This is a genomic window from Paenibacillus sp. UMB7766-LJ446, assembly GCF_030226665.1.
In the GTDB taxonomy this organism is placed as follows: Bacteria; Bacillota; Bacilli; order Paenibacillales; family Paenibacillaceae; genus Paenibacillus; species Paenibacillus vandeheii.
In genome coordinates this window covers 224,561-239,800 of record NZ_JASOYM010000010.1, presented here as the reverse complement: position 1 = coordinate 239,800, position 15,240 = coordinate 224,561, and the positions used below count along the sequence as shown (strand labels likewise).

Sequence of the window (15,240 nt, the reverse complement as noted above, 5' to 3'; positions counted from 1 at the left end):
TCATCAGCCGCTTTACGCTAGTGTAAAACAACCATTCGCAATTGATCAGGCGCTGCCACTTTTCTCAAACTGCTTATAATTTCTTCTTCTGTTAATTCCGATACATACGTACCGATCTGCAGGTAGTCCAGTCCAATCACAGTGTGCTCCGATACATGCATGCATCGCTGTTTTAGTGAGTCCATATCTGTATAATACCGGCTTAGCCATGTTAATCGTGCAACCCCCAGATTATTCAGGGATACGCCCCTCTCCTGAATACGATTACACCGTTCCTCAATAAGGGTGCGCAATGAAGCCGGGTCTGTTGAATAACCGCAAGCGTTCGAAAACGCAAATTCCTGGCGATAATAATGGTCCCAGGCTGCTCCTTTGCCAAGCAGACCCGATTTGATGCACTCCGCATAGAAGTCGGACGTTTCACCCAGAAGAGCTTCGATCCCAATTATGCAGGCGACCTGATCCTTTAACTCCATTCCACTCTCGACCCGAAATCCAAATCTCACAAGAGATAGGGGCAACCCGCATTCAAGTTCCAGGTAACGTTCACCGAACTCCTCATGTCTCCGATCCCACGGAAGCACACCATGTAGAGAAGCTGTCTTGCCCTCACGCACCGGAAATTGCTCCAATATTTCGATAACGGCCTCCGGATTAACCGGACCTGCCACAGCTACCGCCATGTTTCCTGTCGCATAATACTCATTGTAGGCAGTATTCATCTCATCCGGTGTCAATTGATACAGACTGTCCGGTGTGCCAGCAACATCTGATGTTATTGGGTGGTTATTGCCATACATCATCTGAGTCAGCCGCTGTAAGGCTCGCCAGGATGGCTGATCTTCATACATGGACAGTTCCTGATGGATGGCCGCTCGTTCCTTCTCCATATGTATTGGTGTAAAGTAAGGCGTTGCCAGCATCCGGATAAACAGTTCCATACTTTGCTTAAACTGGCCTGTGCAGGCCATCTGATATGTCGTTAAATCATAACGTGTCAATGCGGACGTGGAAGCCCCCAGAGCATGAAATCGTGATTTTAAAGGCCGCTTATCCGGATTGTAGAACATCATGTGCTCCAGAAAGTGTGCTCTCCCTGGAAGTACAGCATCATGAATCGATCCATAAGAAACGGACCACGAAACAAAGGTATGATGGAAATGGGATTCCGGGAAGATGCTGACGTAGAGGCCATTAGACAAGCGCCGCTGGATGGGCGCGACATTCACAGCAATATTCATGATTTCCCTCCTACAACTATGCCGAATATTCACTCTCGGGGTACAAAATCCAAGTTACTGCTTTTTTTAATCCGGAAGCCACCTCTGCGACTTGCTCGGAAGTCACACCCGCTATGGCATCCAAAAACTGCGGGGTGGTCATGTGGACCTGATGGAGCAGCCGATCCAAATGGAGGGTGACAACCTGCTCAGGCAAATCGTAGCCCACTTGAACATAATGCATCACATTTTGAATAGCTCTGTTCAGCTCACGCTGATGGATGTCTCCGCTGCATAATTTCAGCCATTCCGCATCGATCGCTTCAAGAACCTCTGTTGCATAGCCGCTGCTTGTTCCCGTTGTCACATGAAGCGTTCCGCGATAATCATCCAGCGTGCTGTAGATTTGATATACCCATTGCTTTTGTTCACGCAGTCCACACTGGAGTCTTGAGGCAGGTGAGGCGCCAAATAGCGAGTGAAAAAGAAACAAGGCAGGGTAGTTGGAGGCCCCATAATGCACTCCGGTGTCAAAGGCCACATTAATTTTACATTGCTGAATATCCATGAGCTCCATCATCAGTTCGCCTTCTTCCCGCGGCTCAGCAGTTTGATGTTCCCTTGTTGGGATTGGAGCCCGCTTGTCATCCCTGCCCACCTCCGCTTCATCCAATGCCTGAAATGCAGACAAGACAAGCCTAATCATGGGATCAGGCTCAAAATCACCAATAACATGAACATGGATTGGACAACGAAGAACCTCTCTATACCATTGCAGCAGTTCACCCTCTCGCACACAATGCCGAAGCTTCTCAAGTTCGGTAGCTCTGCCTCGTTCTGCATATCCCAGCCATTCCAGACAACGCCCCCGTACAACCTTGTCCCATTCAGAGATATCGTAACCGGCGTGATACTCTGCCCACCTGATCTCTTCCTGCACCTGCATCTCATCAAATTCACCATTGGATACCGGCCACAGCATTAGCTCCGCAAGCAGCTCCAGCACTTCCTCCGTCCGCACCTCTGGCAGGGGCAGTACTCCTCCTGGCGTACGCAAACGGATGGATGCAAGCTGGGCATCCCCCTTGTACTCAAAATTGCACTCAGGCTCGTCCGCATATAGGCTCCACAAATGCTGGCGCAGCTGTCTTTTGTCCAGCAAACCCGGATATGGGTTAAGCAGCAGACGAACAATGACCATAAATACCGCTGCCGGAATTCTCCCCTGTTCGTTAACGATACTGAGATGGATATAGCGGCTTGCAAATTGGCGTGTCGGCATGACATGAACCGACAGCTGATTGCGCTGTTCCGTAATGAATGACTGCATCCTGCTCCCCCTTATTAGGCGGTTAACCCAAATTGTAAATCATACCACTCTCAGTGTTCAGTCCAAGCTGACCGAATCCATCCAGCGGTCTGGAGAACCAGTCCAACCGACTCTCGCTTTCATCAAAGCGAATTGGAATCTCGTCCTCTTTCCAGTGAATAACCTGCTGGTGGTGTCGGTCCCAAAATCTCCAGAGTGCAGGCTGCTTCCACAGCTGAGCACGAAACGGCTCATATACACGTTCTGCCGATACCTGAATGTCCTCTTCCAATATGAAAGGAGGCAGAAAAACAATTTTCGAACGGAAATCCTCAGTCAACATCATAAAATAGGGACATACAGGCTTGCGAGCCCTCGCCAAAATACGAAATATGCCGCTCCTTGTCCGAATCCGTGAGCTAAGAAAAGGAAGTTCCACTGCGCGGTTATCCGTATTGAACCCGGTCTGTCCATCCACAAAAAGATTGAATGAACCTCCCTTCCGCAAATGGGAATATAGTCGGATGCCAATCATTTCATCCTCTGCATTAAGCAGTTCTGCTCCTGCATATTGCCGGATGGAATTCCATGCCTCCAGCTTCTGCTCCTGTTCCACAGTTCCTTGCTCAGCCACCAGATAAAAGGGGAGTTTGGCATTCATATGTCCTGCGCGAATCTCCTGTCCGATTGTAATCATATTGTGTCTGACAAAACCGTAGTGCCAGGTCAGCAAAGCTCCGCCTTCCTTCAGCGTGGCCCTCAGATGCTCGCGTCCCTCAACCTCATCCCACTCCATAAAGGAAAACGGGCTTTTTTTGTGTTCATCAATCGTACGCAAAAATGCCAGATAATCCATCCAGATGGACTCAGGAGACATTGCCGGCTGAAGGGGTGCAAGCTCCTTCACAATATTCATCAACGCATAGAAGTAGCCCAGATGAATGCCATCTGTCCTTTCCTTGTATAGCTGATCCCGGACCTCTTCCCGGTGAAACGTATATAATGATCGGAAATCCTTCATCATCGCGTCTCCTTTGTTCCCTTATTCATTGATGCTCCAGTTCCCGACAGTATGCCTTCCCTAAGCGCATCCCCTTCAACAGGCGGAGCAAACCGGCGACGATTCCGGTCCATGCCGTCCAGCATATAAGCCAGCAGGCGAAGCGCCAACTCGTATTGCCCTGGAATGTTCCTGTCTGACTGCACACCTTGTCCTTCAACCATGTCCATACCGAGATAAGGAAGCGGGGCTTCCAGGGCTGCAACAACGCAGTTTCGAATGTTTTGCCAGATCGGCCCACCACCAATAGGAAAATCAACATAAGGGAAGCTCCCCGGATCAAGACAATCCAGATCAAAGGTTAGATAAGCCGAGTCGATATCGTATTTCTGCTGAACTTCGTTCAGAACGCAGCGTACCTTCTCCGGTGTCATTTGCTCCGCTGATATCTGTATCAGGCCCGGATGCCTGTACATCTGATCCGCCGAGCGAAGTCCGCGCAGACCGATCTGTACAACAGCGTCAACAGTCCCCTTTTCCAACAGATGCCTCACGAAATTGGAGTGACTGAGTTGCTCTTGATGAATGGCATCTATGCCGCAATCATGATGCGCATCAAACTGGACCAGAACCCTGCGGCTGCCTGAGGCCTTAGGCATTTGTTGAAGCACACCATATGTGATCGAATGATCACCACCCAAGCAACACAGCAACGCTTGATGTACTCGGGCATGCTCCAGAGAAGAGACAATCCCTCTTGAATAGGGCAGTTCTGCATGATTATCCTCTTCTTCCATGAGACAAGAGCCCCAATCCTGCATGACCACGTCTCTAAGCAGCCATGTTCCATTTCCGATATCATATAACCCCGAATTCCCTGATTCTATTAATGACGGATACAGTACTTTTTTATACGATTCAACACGTAACGCCTGCACGAACCCGGATACAGAGGAATTCTCCAAGCTTGTTCCACCGGAATAAGGAATGCCCACGATACAAAGTTTGGGTGCTTCCTGTGTGATAAGTGGCTCATACAAAAAAAAAGGAACTTCCGGGGGCTCAACCCCCGGCAAATCAGGAGGGAATCGTGACTCCAGCGTGTGCTCAGGCTCAAGTTCATAGAACTGGCCGAACGTATCATCCGCAGCGATCCATGTATCTCCAATACGACGCACGAGATAAGCGGGTTCGGAATGTTTCATGCAAGATCCTCCTGTACCTAGTTAGAGTCAAGTCTGTGTGGAATATCCCTGATTAGATAGAGCTGCTTCTTCCTCTGTAATTTCTGCATCGTATGCAGACGGCTCTACATAATCCCGCTTTAACCTTCGCATAAAAGGCAGGAAGAAGGACATGCCTAGGACGTTCATGCCAGCAATAACACCATAAAAATAGATAACCTGATTAAACAGGCGAGTCAGTCCCCAGCCCAGTAAGATAATTAGCAGGAAATAGATTGCATTCAGGAACATGGCCTGATACCCGCGCCCGCTCTGTTCCATGGTAAGCAACGTGGTCATCATGGGGCCCATGCCTATATAGGAAAGAGCAACCACAGAGAGATAACGTGCAGCTTCCGCACGAGATGCCGCGTCCTCAATCAGGAATGCAGTTAGCGGTTCTCTCCAGACCCAGATTGAAACAGCAATGATTGCGTAGAGAGCGAAGGATTGCAGCAGACCTTGACGATAACTTGCGTACGCCCTTGGTCGATAAGGCGATTGCAAGTTGTGATTGATCATGATGCCAATTGCGGAACCAATCACAATGCCCGGCAAAATCGCCATTGTCTGTATTCGATACCCGACGCCAAAGCCGGCAACGGCACCTTCACCAAAATGGCTGACGATTTTATTAAAGAAAAAGGTACTTAGAAAGATCATGCAGTATGAGATGAAAACGGGAATGCCTACATGTCTGAGGGCAACAAAATGCTTTTTGGCAAAAACCAGACGTTCCATAAGTACTTCTTTGCGCATGAACAGCACCAACAGGGAAATGACCAATGACAACGTCGATGAAATCAAGTTGGCATATACGATTCCCTTTAGATCCAGCCCAAGCATGGATACAAACACGTACACCAGAGAAATATTCAGCATAGCCATGCCTACCGAATTCCACGAAGCGGCTTGTGCCCGGCCCAGACCCCGAAGCGCCGCACCACTTACTGCTGCCAGGACAGCCGGAACACCCGCAATCATCATGCCCCCCACGTACAGCGTAAACATGGGAGCAATGTCGGCTGGCACGGCATAAAACCATGACAGTGCGGGTGTCAGCAGCATTACAATGCCGCCTGTAAGGACAGCAAGCAGCAATGCACTTCCCATCATATGGACAAATAATGGTGTAAACGCCCGTGACCCCCCGGTACGACTGCGTGCGACCGCCACCTGAACCGACAGCTGCATCGCTTCAATGATAGCAATCATAACGAATGAGACCGGAATATACAGCGACAGCACATACAGGACGCTCTGGCTCGTATGTCCCATGAAAAATACGTTAGCCAGTTGCGTAATTACATTGACCAGAGATGCGAGCAGCATCGGGACAGCTGTTCGGTACAGCAAACGTTGGATCGAACCTGTTGTATAATCGATCCCTTGCATGGTGATTCACCTCCACAATTCATGTTGTCTTGATTTCCTGATTTATCGCAAGGCCGCTGAGCAATGGCAGATGAATCACATGTACACAGCAAGCGGATAGCATGAGGTCCCCATCCCACGAAACCAGCACTACCCGTTCTTCCGGCTTGATAACCCCTCGCTGCAGTTTTTCTGCTAACTGTATCCACACATCTCCGCTCTGATAATCGGCATACGGTACGCAAACGGTCTTGTCAGGACCAATATGCAAAATGGAGTTACCACTTATGTGCATCCCCAGCCTTGACTGAAGAATCATATGCTCAGCTGTGCAGCCATGCATTAGTTCACGGATAATATTCCGTACCTGGGAGGCAAAAGAATCGGCTTCGCCCGACTGGATGATCTTTTTGCCGACATAGTGTACTTGCAATGCGCCTTGATCAGTAGAAGCCTGAAGGGCAACCGCCATATCAGCCGTATCGCCGTGACTCTCGGTTTGAAATCCATATCCGGCCTGACCATCATCATGAAATACCCGCTGTTCCGCCAGAACAATGGCCGCACGCTCCTTCCGACGTATGCTCCACTGGGCCGCCTGGATGGCCTCTGTACCAGCCAAAGCGCCCATATGTGACAACCCGAGCGGATAATTGACTTGCCATGCAGCCGTTTCAAGCATACGGGCAAGCGGGGCACTCAGAGCATGACGCTCGGGGTAAGTCTGAGCCAAAATTAACCAGTCCCAGTGCGCCTTCGTAGATAACCGTTCCATTACCAGGAACGCAAGATCACCAGCAGTCAGGCGTTTCCCATCTGCCATGAGCGAACGGGTTAGCGTTCCCACGCGGCCATAGTAGTGATCTTCCATATATATGTGTGGGGAAACATAAAAATAATCATCGGGTGTTGGCCAGTCCAGCGTATACAGATGATCCTCCGCGGTTAACCAGCAGATATGATCCACATAAATGGGGTCAAAGGCAGCATTGTGAAATGGATTAGGCATGCTGCATCTTCCCGTTGGCATACGCCTGGAACACATTGATTTTCTGAATGGACGTTGTTCCTTCCATAAACTCAAAAGCTCTGGCATCGCGGTACCATTTGTTCAACAAGGGATGCTCCATCATGGAGCCGGGTCCCATCATGCCCAGTGCCCATTCCGTCGCTTCCTCGGCCAGAGCAGCCGCACGAATTTTACTAAGGGAAGCGAGATACCCTTTCTGGGCATCATGATCAATCTCTGCCGCAGCATTGCGTATCATGCTTCGAAGGGAATGCAGACGCATCTCCATTCTCTCCAGCTCCATCTTCTCCCGTTCGTTGAAAATCGATCTTTGCTCCAGTACGTAATCGTACGCCGCCTGGGCAACCCCAAGTGCCAATGCCGCTACGCTTGGGCGCATGCGATGGAATGTCCGCAACGCCCCCCATAATCCCCGCTTGGTGGGACTAAGATGACGGCCGATGATATCCTTTTCATCCAGCGGGAAGCCTTCAAACTTCAAATGACTGATCTGCAGCGCGCAGAGTCCCATCGTATCCAGCGGGGTCGCCGTAAAGCCCTTCATTGAGGGATCGACAAGTGCAATCTGAATACCAAGAGGTGTCCGGTTGGTCTGGGCAAACACCAGGCCCACACGCGCACGGCTCCCATTACCGATGTAGATTTTATGACCGTTCAGCTCCATTTCCCCGCCGGGATGACGTGTGATACGTGTACTGATATCCGTGGCATCGGAGCCCTTTTCCGGCTCTGACATACCAAAAAAGGCCCATGAAGCGCCCTTCAGAAAATGGCTATAAAAACGTTCTTTCTGCTCCTCATCGGCGAGATCAGTCATGACGATGCTGGACATCGATGGACCCGGGCCGCCCAGAAAAGCTCCGGCATCTCCTGTCGCCAGCTTCTCAATCGTGATTACCCGTTCCAGAGAGGAGAGTCCATAATATCGTTCATTACCTATCGTTACGATCGGTTGACCGCCATACTCCGGTGGAATCATCATATGATTGATGGCCTGCATGGAAGGCAAATGCAAAAAATCATGGATCCGTTCAGGCTCACGGTCGATTACAAGGCCGACCTCGCGCAGCTCGGCAGCGTATTCTTTCATGACATGCTCAAAGACCGCAATAGTTGACGGTGTGATCATTCATAATCCTCCTCGCCTGTTAACAGCATGTTTTTCACCAGCTGGCCTGCATATATATATGAAGATACACCCTGTCTCAAAAATCCGAAGCCTCCACCCAAACGCTGAATCTGTCTGAAAGCCTCATCCAGTTCCCGGTGTATCCACGTGTGAACCCGGCGGGGTGGAAGGTCTGGCTTCACTGACAGGAATTCGTCCTGAGGCAACGTTTCCGTCATGTAAAGCGTTGTCAAAACATCAGCGACCATGCCTTTTACCAGTTGATGCTGAAAGGTGGACTGTCCTCCTGAAATGCGACCCGACAAATGCCTGCGTATCTGTTCCAGACCAGCCCTGCACAATTCCGCCCGGAATTGGAGCAAGCTCGTTCTTAGGGCATCGCCCCCGTTCAGTCCCTCATCATTGCCAAACTTCGGGGGTTCCTCAGCCGCATTGAACTGTACACGGTATAGCTCAATCCCGGAAGGCTCAAGCATCCTATCCTGCACAAGCACGGCACGTAACTGGTTCCAAGCATACATCCTTCCAGCAGTTTCATGCCAAACCACAGGCTCCTGTTCAATCAGACCGACTGTCGCCAGCATGTATTCCCCCGCAGCCAGCAGCACGGGACGGTTGTTCCACCGTACGGTTGCGTCTTCCAACAATTTCGAAATTGGAGCAACAGGATCACCTGCCGCTTGCAGGCCAAAGGATCTCGGTCCCGCACCCTGGAATTCAATGACGTGCATCGTCACTCCTCCTGTTCACTCGTTCTTCTTATTCTCCATGCCCCAACAAAGCAAAACCAAAAAAGCTGCCCAGCCCGATGCTGACCATGACGGAGCGTCCCTTCGTGCAAACCCAGTCCTGTTCCAGTCCCGAGCTCAAATTAATAAACGGATCCGTGGAGAAGGTATGACCGATGCGCTGAATGTTATCCAGATAGATTCGCTCCTGCTCAAATCCCGTTCTTCGTGAGAATTCCCTCCAGGTCGTCCAGTTGACGTTATGGGGAAAGATATGATCCACATCCTGAAGAGTCAAGCCTTCCTTGGACAGCAGCTCTTCCATGCCTTGAATGATATGATCCACATACAATCGATTAAATGCTGTGATCTCATCTGCGGTGGCGTGATAACCTGTATGGAACCGGGTATCCCGAAAGATATGCGTCGCCTGAACGACGTGCCGGTGACTATCCCGGCTTAACAGAACAGCTACAGCAGAATCGCCCAGGATTGCTGACTTGCGTAAATAGCGCCATTCAGAGGGAAGAAAATTGAATTGATCTGCGCAAACCAGCAGCACATTCTGAATGTGAGGCTGTGTTTGTGAAAGACGTTCAAGCCATTGAAGAGCTGCTATCGACGATGCGCAGTTCATTTGCGATATACCATAAAAAGGTACCTGATCCATTCCGAAACGTTGCAGCACACGCTGTATAAGCCTGTAATCGCCGGGTGTCTGCACCTGAAAGGAGTGCACATAGAGAACAAGGTCAATTCCGTTGAGGGGCTGCCTGGTCTGTAGGCGTTCCACAGCCAACGCGATCGTATCATCCAGCATCTGACTCGGGTCCGTCACGGGCACACCTTCCAGGTGATGGCATTTACGCAAAAACTGAAGTTCACCCTTTCCCAGTTCCAGGGCAGCCAGTACTTCTTCCGGCTGCTGGATCTGTTCCGGCAGATAGACGCCAATATCCACAATACCGAATGCCACAGTGCTTCCTCCTCCTTGTTACTGGCAATTCACCCTTGCATCATCGGTCTGGATTAACAGGGCGTGAATGAATGAATCGGTTTGCTCCAAATGCATAAGGCATATGTACTCACTCCTGTCCTTCTCCTCTAGAAGCTCCTGCAACGCGAAGAACGGAGCCGCACTCCAACGTGATGGATCATAACACCCCTTCCATTCACACTCCTCATACCATGAAGTGCCCGAACATTCCTGCTCCAAATCAGGGTGGATGAGCAAGGTGATCTGACTCTGATTAACGGATGTCTCCCTGCATAATTGATCCAGTACCAGAGCAGCTGTATCGGATATGGACTGGTCGGCATATCTCATCTCTACGCCCAGCAAGCAGGGTCCCCTGCCTGCTACACGGTCAAGCAAAATGACTGCAGCCGTATCCGGCCCAGGCGGTCCATTCAATTCCATGGTTTCATAGGGAAGAGCCGTCTGATCCATGATCAGCAGCATGCCCTTATTGAATCCCTCCCGGTTCAAATAATGCTGAAGCATGTGGAGTGCTGCAAAGGGGGCACCAAAACCAAGATCGTTTACAGCAAAGCTGATAAAGCGCGCCTGATAGCGATCCATCAAATAGTTCACAATGGAAATATCCGGGCGAATATTCGGAAAATTGTACGCCAGCAGCAGCACATCCACATCCTGCATGATCTGATCAAGTCCCGTTGCTTCCAACAGTTCCACGCTCATGTCATGATAGGCATTGTTATTACGTTCCTGCAAAAGATGAACATCGTACTTTACCGAAGTTTCAGCAAACATATCCCGGTGTAAGCGCAGCAAGTCGGGATGCTCAAATGGAGGATTACGGTCCGAAAAGAGCCTGACCCCCATCTCCCGAATAGCAACAGGCGAAGCCATCAAGCCGCAATCAGCTGCTTCTCGATATAAGCAGCCAGGGAGCCCACCGTATCGAATACATCCGGCTCCAGCTCGTCCGGATCGATTTCCAATCCCTCAATTCGGTCCTCCAGCGTCATCAACAGTTCCAGAACCGAAGTTGAATCCAGATAAAGCTCGTCAAATAAAGAAGTGCTTAATTGGATATCCTGCCTGGCTTCCGTGTTCAATACTTCAGCAATCGCACCCTTAATCTCTTCCAGCAATAGTGCAGTTGTCATGGTCATCATCTCTCCTTATCAATTGGTTATTGCAGAATGGGACACTTGTATCAAACGCTGTTTGCCCAGCAGATCCTCTGGAGTATCCCTATCCCGAATCAGATGTGCCTCTCCGCCAATGATCAGAACTTCCGCTGGACTTCCGTGACTCAAAAAGTGCGTTGGAGAAGCTGTTGGTCCATAAGCTCCGGAGTGAAATACACCAATCAGATCGCCCTGTGCAATAGGCGGAAGCGGAACACGTTTGCCAACAACATCATTAGGGGTACACAAGGGGCCCGTGATGTTAAACTCGGCTACAGGGGTTTCTCCATAACGTGTCAAGGATGCAATTGGAAAGTTGCGCTTCACGTATGATCCCGTGCCTACCGCTGCCATATGACAGTTCGTTCCTCCATCCGTCACGACAAAGTTCTCTCCATACGATTGCTTGACGTACAAAGCACGGCTGACTAACATGCCGGAGGTGCCTACCAGATAGCGCCCAAGCTCCATGAACAACCGGGTGTTTGGATGCCCAAGGCGAAAAGCTTCAAACTGGGGATTCAATCGTTCCGTCAGAGATGCTATGGATAACGGCTGCTCACCTTCATGATATGGAACACCCAATCCCCCACCGACATCAACCATGCGCAGCGTAATATCAAGCTCATGTTCAAGACGCTCCGCCAAGTCCAGAATATGGCGTGTATTCTCGACAATCGGTTCTACCTCCAGCATGCGGGTTCCCATGTACACGTGAAGTCCCATGATCTCCACATGGGAGTAATTCTCGAACAGCTTCTTCCCCTGAAACACACTCTCTTCATCCATGCCGAACTGGCGCGGTTTGCCGCCCATAGTCAGCCTTGATCCTTTTACGGAAAAGGAGGGATTGACCCTCAGCGCCACCGCTACGATTCGCCCTTCGCTGGCGGCAATCATCTCAATACGCTCAAGCTCCTGAAATGATTCGCACACGATAGCGTAAATGCCATAACGAATACAGGCTAAAATCTCTTCATCGCTCTTTCCGGGTCCAAGAAAAATAATACTTTCCGGAGCTACTCCCGCCTTTAAAGCCGTGTGCAATTCGGTCAGGGAACACACCTCGGCCTGCGCGCCCATTTCTCGGAGCATGTGAACTATCGAAACATTCGGATTAGCCTTTAATGAATAAAACAGCTCCACGTGGGGCGTAAGCGAACCCCGAAGCTCCTGATACACCTGTTGCAGTACTTCCCCGTCATAAACATACAGGGGCGTCCCGAATTTCTCGGCTATTTCCGAGATGGGCAACTGCTGAACCTGATATTCCGCAGACATCACATCACCTCATTTATGGAAGTTAAGACGCCTTCTACCGATGCGTCAATGGATTGCAGCCGTTCAGGAGAGGGCGCAATAATTACGCCATACAGGCGTCCGGAAAAAAGGTTCCCCTCACTTTTGAATGCGGCATTGACCGTGGCAAAGTTATTGATGAACAGCCCTTCGCCATTCTCTGGTGTGAACATCAGCTCGCCCAGTCTTGAACGCAGCTCGCCATATTCCAGCAAGCGCTTGAGCCGAAGTGTGTATTTTTTGGCGAGACCGAACATGCCGTCCGGAAGCCAACGATTTTGAATATTCGTCTGGTATGTAGACATGTTAAACCTTGCGTTGATTTCAAGGTTGGGCCAAACCGTACCATCCTCATCCAGAATGGCATCCATGCCTGCAATGCCGTAATATCCGTCCCGATACAAAGCTGCACCGATTTGCAGGGCTGCCTCCCGAATAATGCCAAGCTGATTATCATCCAGGCGAGAGGGCATGAGATGTCCCTGATGGACGCCCAGTTCTACCAGCGATTCCTTTATACCAAGGAATTCGACTTCACCGGACCGGTCGATAAGGATCTGGTAATTCAGGTCACAGATTTTGTCAATCCATTGTTCAAGTACGTAATTAATTCTGCGAATGTCCTTTTTACTCGCCTGCTTCTCCAGCATGCTCATACATTTGTGAAACCGGGCTTCATCAGAGATTACTGTAATGCCTTTACCTGATACCCCCATGGAATCCTTCAGCACAAGGCGTCCACCCTGCTCAAGCACCGGCTTCAGACGCTCGAAACCGGACGCAAGCTCCTCCAGAGACGTACACTCTACGCCTGGAATCTGGCGAATGCCCAACTCGGCGTTTAGGCGGCGGGAATACCCCTTGTCATTCACCTTGCGAAACACGTCTGCAGAAGGAACTGCAAGAGGAATTCCGGTAAGGCGGGAGAGCTCCTCTTCCTGATCGGATGTCCCGAAGGGGACCAAATAAGCCTGTGTTTCGGAATCCTCGGACAATTGCCGCAGCTTGTCCAGCGTATCTGGACAACTGAGGAGGTTTTCAGTAATATTCAGTGCGGGTTCATTGGATTTCGCAGCAATGCACCGCGACCGGCCAAAACCGAGCGACTGCGCCTCTGCCATGAACGCTTGATCCGGTAGACTCTTAAGCAAAATGATATCGTTCTCTCCAGCCAGAAACAGCCCCAATTCTTCCATCCGATTCACGACGTCTGCAGCAGAACCGATGCTCAATGAAGGCAGCTTAAGAACCCCCTGCTCACTCCAGTATTCCTCAACCTCAAAATTGTTCAGATATATAAAAGTAACATTATGCCGACCCGTTAGCGCCCACTTCAACTTGCTCGAAAAATCGGTCAACACTGTCGTCACGACCATCGCCTCCAATTCCTGCATATTGCATTACCGCTACGCTGAAGGTAACCCCAAGACCAACTGTAACAAGCAGATAATAATCATCCGGTTGCAGAAGCTCCTGCTCCAGAACAGCTTGAAGGTTGATATACGGATCTGAACAGAAGCAGTGACCAATCTCCTGCACATTTGATGTATACATACGCTCAAGGGGATACGATAGTCGGGCGGCTACTTTTTTCCAGGAGGATAGATTCACATTGTGCGGTACGATATATCGAATGTCCTGCAGTGTAAGACCCGCCTGCTCCACAGCTTCAAGAATGGCAGCACATAGCCGGGGCGTGTATATCTCCTGGAATTCCCTTTGTAGTTGAGGATTTCCCGTAAGCACATTGCAGTACTGACCGAGCGTAATATTCGTAAGGCCAACCATCCGGCTTCCATCTCTGCCATTGCCGACAAGGACAGCCGCGGCTGCCTCCCCCATCACGGTTGTGTTGGGAATCAGTTGCACAACGGGGCTAAACGTTTTCTCCCCGGTCAAAATTAAAATATGATCATCCGCTTCCAATGAAGGCAGCAAAGTCTCGGCAACATTCAGGGCAACCAGACCCGATGCACAGTTCTGCTGCGTAAGTGAAAACGCGATGGCATGCTGCAATCCATGCGCCCGTTTCAGGCCCTGCAAAACTTTCATAGGAAAGGGAAATTTTCCTGAATTGTGTGGCAATAAATGATATACTTAATCGAAGCAGGAGCTACCTTCTGATGATTAACCACCTGGGTAAGCACGCGCCCGAGCAGGGCGGCCAGATCTCCGTCTCTGTCTTGCCGAACCTGTTTCAAACCATGAATTTTTTCCAGCACTTTCGTCTGGGCAGTGTTGAGTCCCAGGGCATCGTTCAGTTTCCGAATGGGTACGACATGTTCTGGAATATAAGACCATATTTGCTTAATATGCATCGGCTCAAGACACCTCGTTATCACCAATGTGCGAATCTCTCTGAATATAGGGAGAGAGCTTCCGTGGAAGCTCCCATCTATGAATCTACGTAATGCGATAAGTAAGTAAAATCAGGCACGGGCTGCCGCAGCACGAGCTTCTGCTGCACGGGCTACTGCTGCGCGAGATTCTACTGCACGAGCCGCTGCTGCGCGAGCTTCTACTGCACGAGCCGCTACTGCACGGGCTTCTACCGCACGAGCCTCTACTGCACGAGCTTCTACTGCACGAGCCTCTACTGCACGAGCCTCTACTGCACGGGCACTGACTTCACGAGTCTCACCCAGTACGTTAGCTTCCATTTGTGCTGCTTCGATTTCTTTGCGTTTCAGTTGTTCCAGTGTAATGGGAGTCGCCTTAAGGACCATTCATTTCTCCTCCTTTCATCTTGGATACTATCATTCTATAATCTC

Annotated in this window: 16 protein-coding genes; all 16 read right to left on the bottom strand. The window is 50.2% G+C overall.

What is annotated here, in order from left to right; genetic code table 11:
* Positions 1-17 precede the first annotated feature (17 nt).
* The 16 genes from QP794_RS23275 to QP794_RS23200 all read right to left on the bottom strand — a co-directional run bounded on the left by QP794_RS23275 (position 18) and on the right by QP794_RS23200 (position 15,195).
* The gene (locus QP794_RS23275; RefSeq protein WP_285079100.1) at positions 18-1,241 is read right to left on the bottom strand and encodes a M16 family metallopeptidase; all 1,224 of its coding nucleotides are present in this window, start codon (positions 1,239-1,241) and stop codon (positions 18-20) included.
* Positions 1,242-1,257: 16 nt separating this feature from the next.
* Positions 1,258-2,550: a M16 family metallopeptidase gene (locus QP794_RS23270; protein WP_285079099.1), complete on the bottom strand. Its 1,293-nt coding sequence runs from the start codon at positions 2,548-2,550 to the stop codon at positions 1,258-1,260.
* Positions 2,551-2,572: 22 nt separating this feature from the next.
* Positions 2,573-3,553: an LpxL/LpxP family acyltransferase gene (locus QP794_RS23265; protein WP_285079098.1), complete on the bottom strand. Its 981-nt coding sequence runs from the start codon at positions 3,551-3,553 to the stop codon at positions 2,573-2,575.
* Positions 3,550-4,734, bottom strand: a complete 1,185-nt coding sequence (locus QP794_RS23260; protein WP_285079097.1) for an arginase family protein — start codon at positions 4,732-4,734, stop codon at positions 3,550-3,552. The genes QP794_RS23265 and QP794_RS23260 overlap by 4 nt, the downstream gene beginning before the upstream one ends.
* Before the next feature lie 27 nt (positions 4,735-4,761).
* Positions 4,762-6,147: an MATE family efflux transporter gene (locus QP794_RS23255; protein ID WP_285079096.1), complete on the bottom strand. Its 1,386-nt coding sequence runs from the start codon at positions 6,145-6,147 to the stop codon at positions 4,762-4,764.
* Positions 6,148-6,166: 19 nt separating this feature from the next.
* Positions 6,167-7,135: a hypothetical protein gene (locus QP794_RS23250; protein ID WP_285079095.1), complete on the bottom strand. Its 969-nt coding sequence runs from the start codon at positions 7,133-7,135 to the stop codon at positions 6,167-6,169.
* On the bottom strand, positions 7,128-8,285 hold the full coding sequence (locus tag QP794_RS23245; protein ID WP_285079094.1) for an acyl-CoA dehydrogenase family protein: 1,158 nt from the start codon (positions 8,283-8,285) through the stop codon (positions 7,128-7,130). The genes QP794_RS23250 and QP794_RS23245 overlap by 8 nt, the downstream gene beginning before the upstream one ends.
* Positions 8,282-9,016 (bottom strand): hypothetical protein, encoded by a 735-nt coding sequence (locus QP794_RS23240; protein WP_285079093.1) that lies wholly within the window; start codon positions 9,014-9,016, stop codon positions 8,282-8,284. Before QP794_RS23240 ends, QP794_RS23245 begins: the two co-directional genes overlap by 4 nt.
* A gap of 28 nt (positions 9,017-9,044) precedes the next feature.
* Positions 9,045-9,989, bottom strand: a complete 945-nt coding sequence (locus QP794_RS23235; RefSeq protein WP_285079092.1) for a 3-oxoacyl-[acyl-carrier-protein] synthase III C-terminal domain-containing protein — start codon at positions 9,987-9,989, stop codon at positions 9,045-9,047.
* Positions 9,990-10,007: 18 nt separating this feature from the next.
* Positions 10,008-10,886, bottom strand: a complete 879-nt coding sequence (locus tag QP794_RS23230) for a hypothetical protein (RefSeq protein ID WP_285079090.1) — start codon at positions 10,884-10,886, stop codon at positions 10,008-10,010.
* The gene (locus QP794_RS23225; protein WP_068964052.1) at positions 10,886-11,146 is read right to left on the bottom strand and encodes an acyl carrier protein; all 261 of its coding nucleotides are present in this window, start codon (positions 11,144-11,146) and stop codon (positions 10,886-10,888) included. Before QP794_RS23225 ends, QP794_RS23230 begins: the two co-directional genes overlap by 1 nt.
* A gap of 18 nt (positions 11,147-11,164) precedes the next feature.
* Complete coding sequence (gene lysA / locus QP794_RS23220) at positions 11,165-12,451, bottom strand: diaminopimelate decarboxylase (RefSeq protein WP_285079089.1); 1,287 nt, start codon at positions 12,449-12,451, stop codon at positions 11,165-11,167.
* Complete coding sequence (locus tag QP794_RS23215) at positions 12,451-13,839, bottom strand: preATP grasp domain-containing protein (protein WP_285079088.1); 1,389 nt, start codon at positions 13,837-13,839, stop codon at positions 12,451-12,453. The genes lysA and QP794_RS23215 overlap by 1 nt, the downstream gene beginning before the upstream one ends.
* Positions 13,778-14,521, bottom strand: a complete 744-nt coding sequence (locus QP794_RS23210) for a 3-oxoacyl-[acyl-carrier-protein] synthase III C-terminal domain-containing protein (protein WP_285079087.1) — start codon at positions 14,519-14,521, stop codon at positions 13,778-13,780. The genes QP794_RS23215 and QP794_RS23210 overlap by 62 nt, the downstream gene beginning before the upstream one ends.
* Complete coding sequence (locus QP794_RS23205; RefSeq protein WP_285079086.1) at positions 14,518-14,787, bottom strand: hypothetical protein; 270 nt, start codon at positions 14,785-14,787, stop codon at positions 14,518-14,520. Before QP794_RS23205 ends, QP794_RS23210 begins: the two co-directional genes overlap by 4 nt.
* A gap of 111 nt (positions 14,788-14,898) precedes the next feature.
* Positions 14,899-15,195 (bottom strand): hypothetical protein, encoded by a 297-nt coding sequence (locus tag QP794_RS23200; RefSeq protein ID WP_285079085.1) that lies wholly within the window; start codon positions 15,193-15,195, stop codon positions 14,899-14,901.
* Between the last annotated feature and the right edge of the window lie 45 nt (positions 15,196-15,240).

Excerpts from the sequence above, each read along its gene's own strand:
- QP794_RS23225 (WP_068964052.1), bottom strand. The coding sequence starts at position 11,146 with ATGACAACTGCACTATTGCTGGAAGAGATTAAGGGTGCGATTGCTGAA.
- QP794_RS23200 (WP_285079085.1), bottom strand. The coding sequence starts at position 15,195 with ATGGTCCTTAAGGCGACTCCCATTACACTGGAACAACTGAAACGCAAA.
- QP794_RS23265 (WP_285079098.1), bottom strand. The coding sequence starts at position 3,553 with ATGATGAAGGATTTCCGATCATTATATACGTTTCACCGGGAAGAGGTC.
- QP794_RS23260 (WP_285079097.1), bottom strand. The coding sequence starts at position 4,734 with ATGAAACATTCCGAACCCGCTTATCTCGTGCGTCGTATTGGAGATACA.
- QP794_RS23205 (WP_285079086.1), bottom strand. The coding sequence starts at position 14,787 with ATGCATATTAAGCAAATATGGTCTTATATTCCAGAACATGTCGTACCC.
- QP794_RS23240 (WP_285079093.1), bottom strand. The coding sequence starts at position 9,016 with ATGCACGTCATTGAATTCCAGGGTGCGGGACCGAGATCCTTTGGCCTG.
- QP794_RS23255 (WP_285079096.1), bottom strand. The coding sequence starts at position 6,147 with ATGCAAGGGATCGATTATACAACAGGTTCGATCCAACGTTTGCTGTAC.
- QP794_RS23245 (WP_285079094.1), bottom strand. The coding sequence starts at position 8,285 with ATGATCACACCGTCAACTATTGCGGTCTTTGAGCATGTCATGAAAGAA.
- QP794_RS23250 (WP_285079095.1), bottom strand. The coding sequence starts at position 7,135 with ATGCCTAATCCATTTCACAATGCTGCCTTTGACCCCATTTATGTGGAT.
- QP794_RS23275 (WP_285079100.1), bottom strand. The coding sequence starts at position 1,241 with ATGAATATTGCTGTGAATGTCGCGCCCATCCAGCGGCGCTTGTCTAAT.
- QP794_RS23270 (WP_285079099.1), bottom strand. The coding sequence starts at position 2,550 with ATGCAGTCATTCATTACGGAACAGCGCAATCAGCTGTCGGTTCATGTC.
- lysA (WP_285079089.1), bottom strand. The coding sequence starts at position 12,451 with ATGTCTGCGGAATATCAGGTTCAGCAGTTGCCCATCTCGGAAATAGCC.
- QP794_RS23210 (WP_285079087.1), bottom strand. The coding sequence starts at position 14,521 with ATGAAAGTTTTGCAGGGCCTGAAACGGGCGCATGGATTGCAGCATGCC.
- QP794_RS23230 (WP_285079090.1), bottom strand. The coding sequence starts at position 10,886 with ATGGCTTCGCCTGTTGCTATTCGGGAGATGGGGGTCAGGCTCTTTTCG.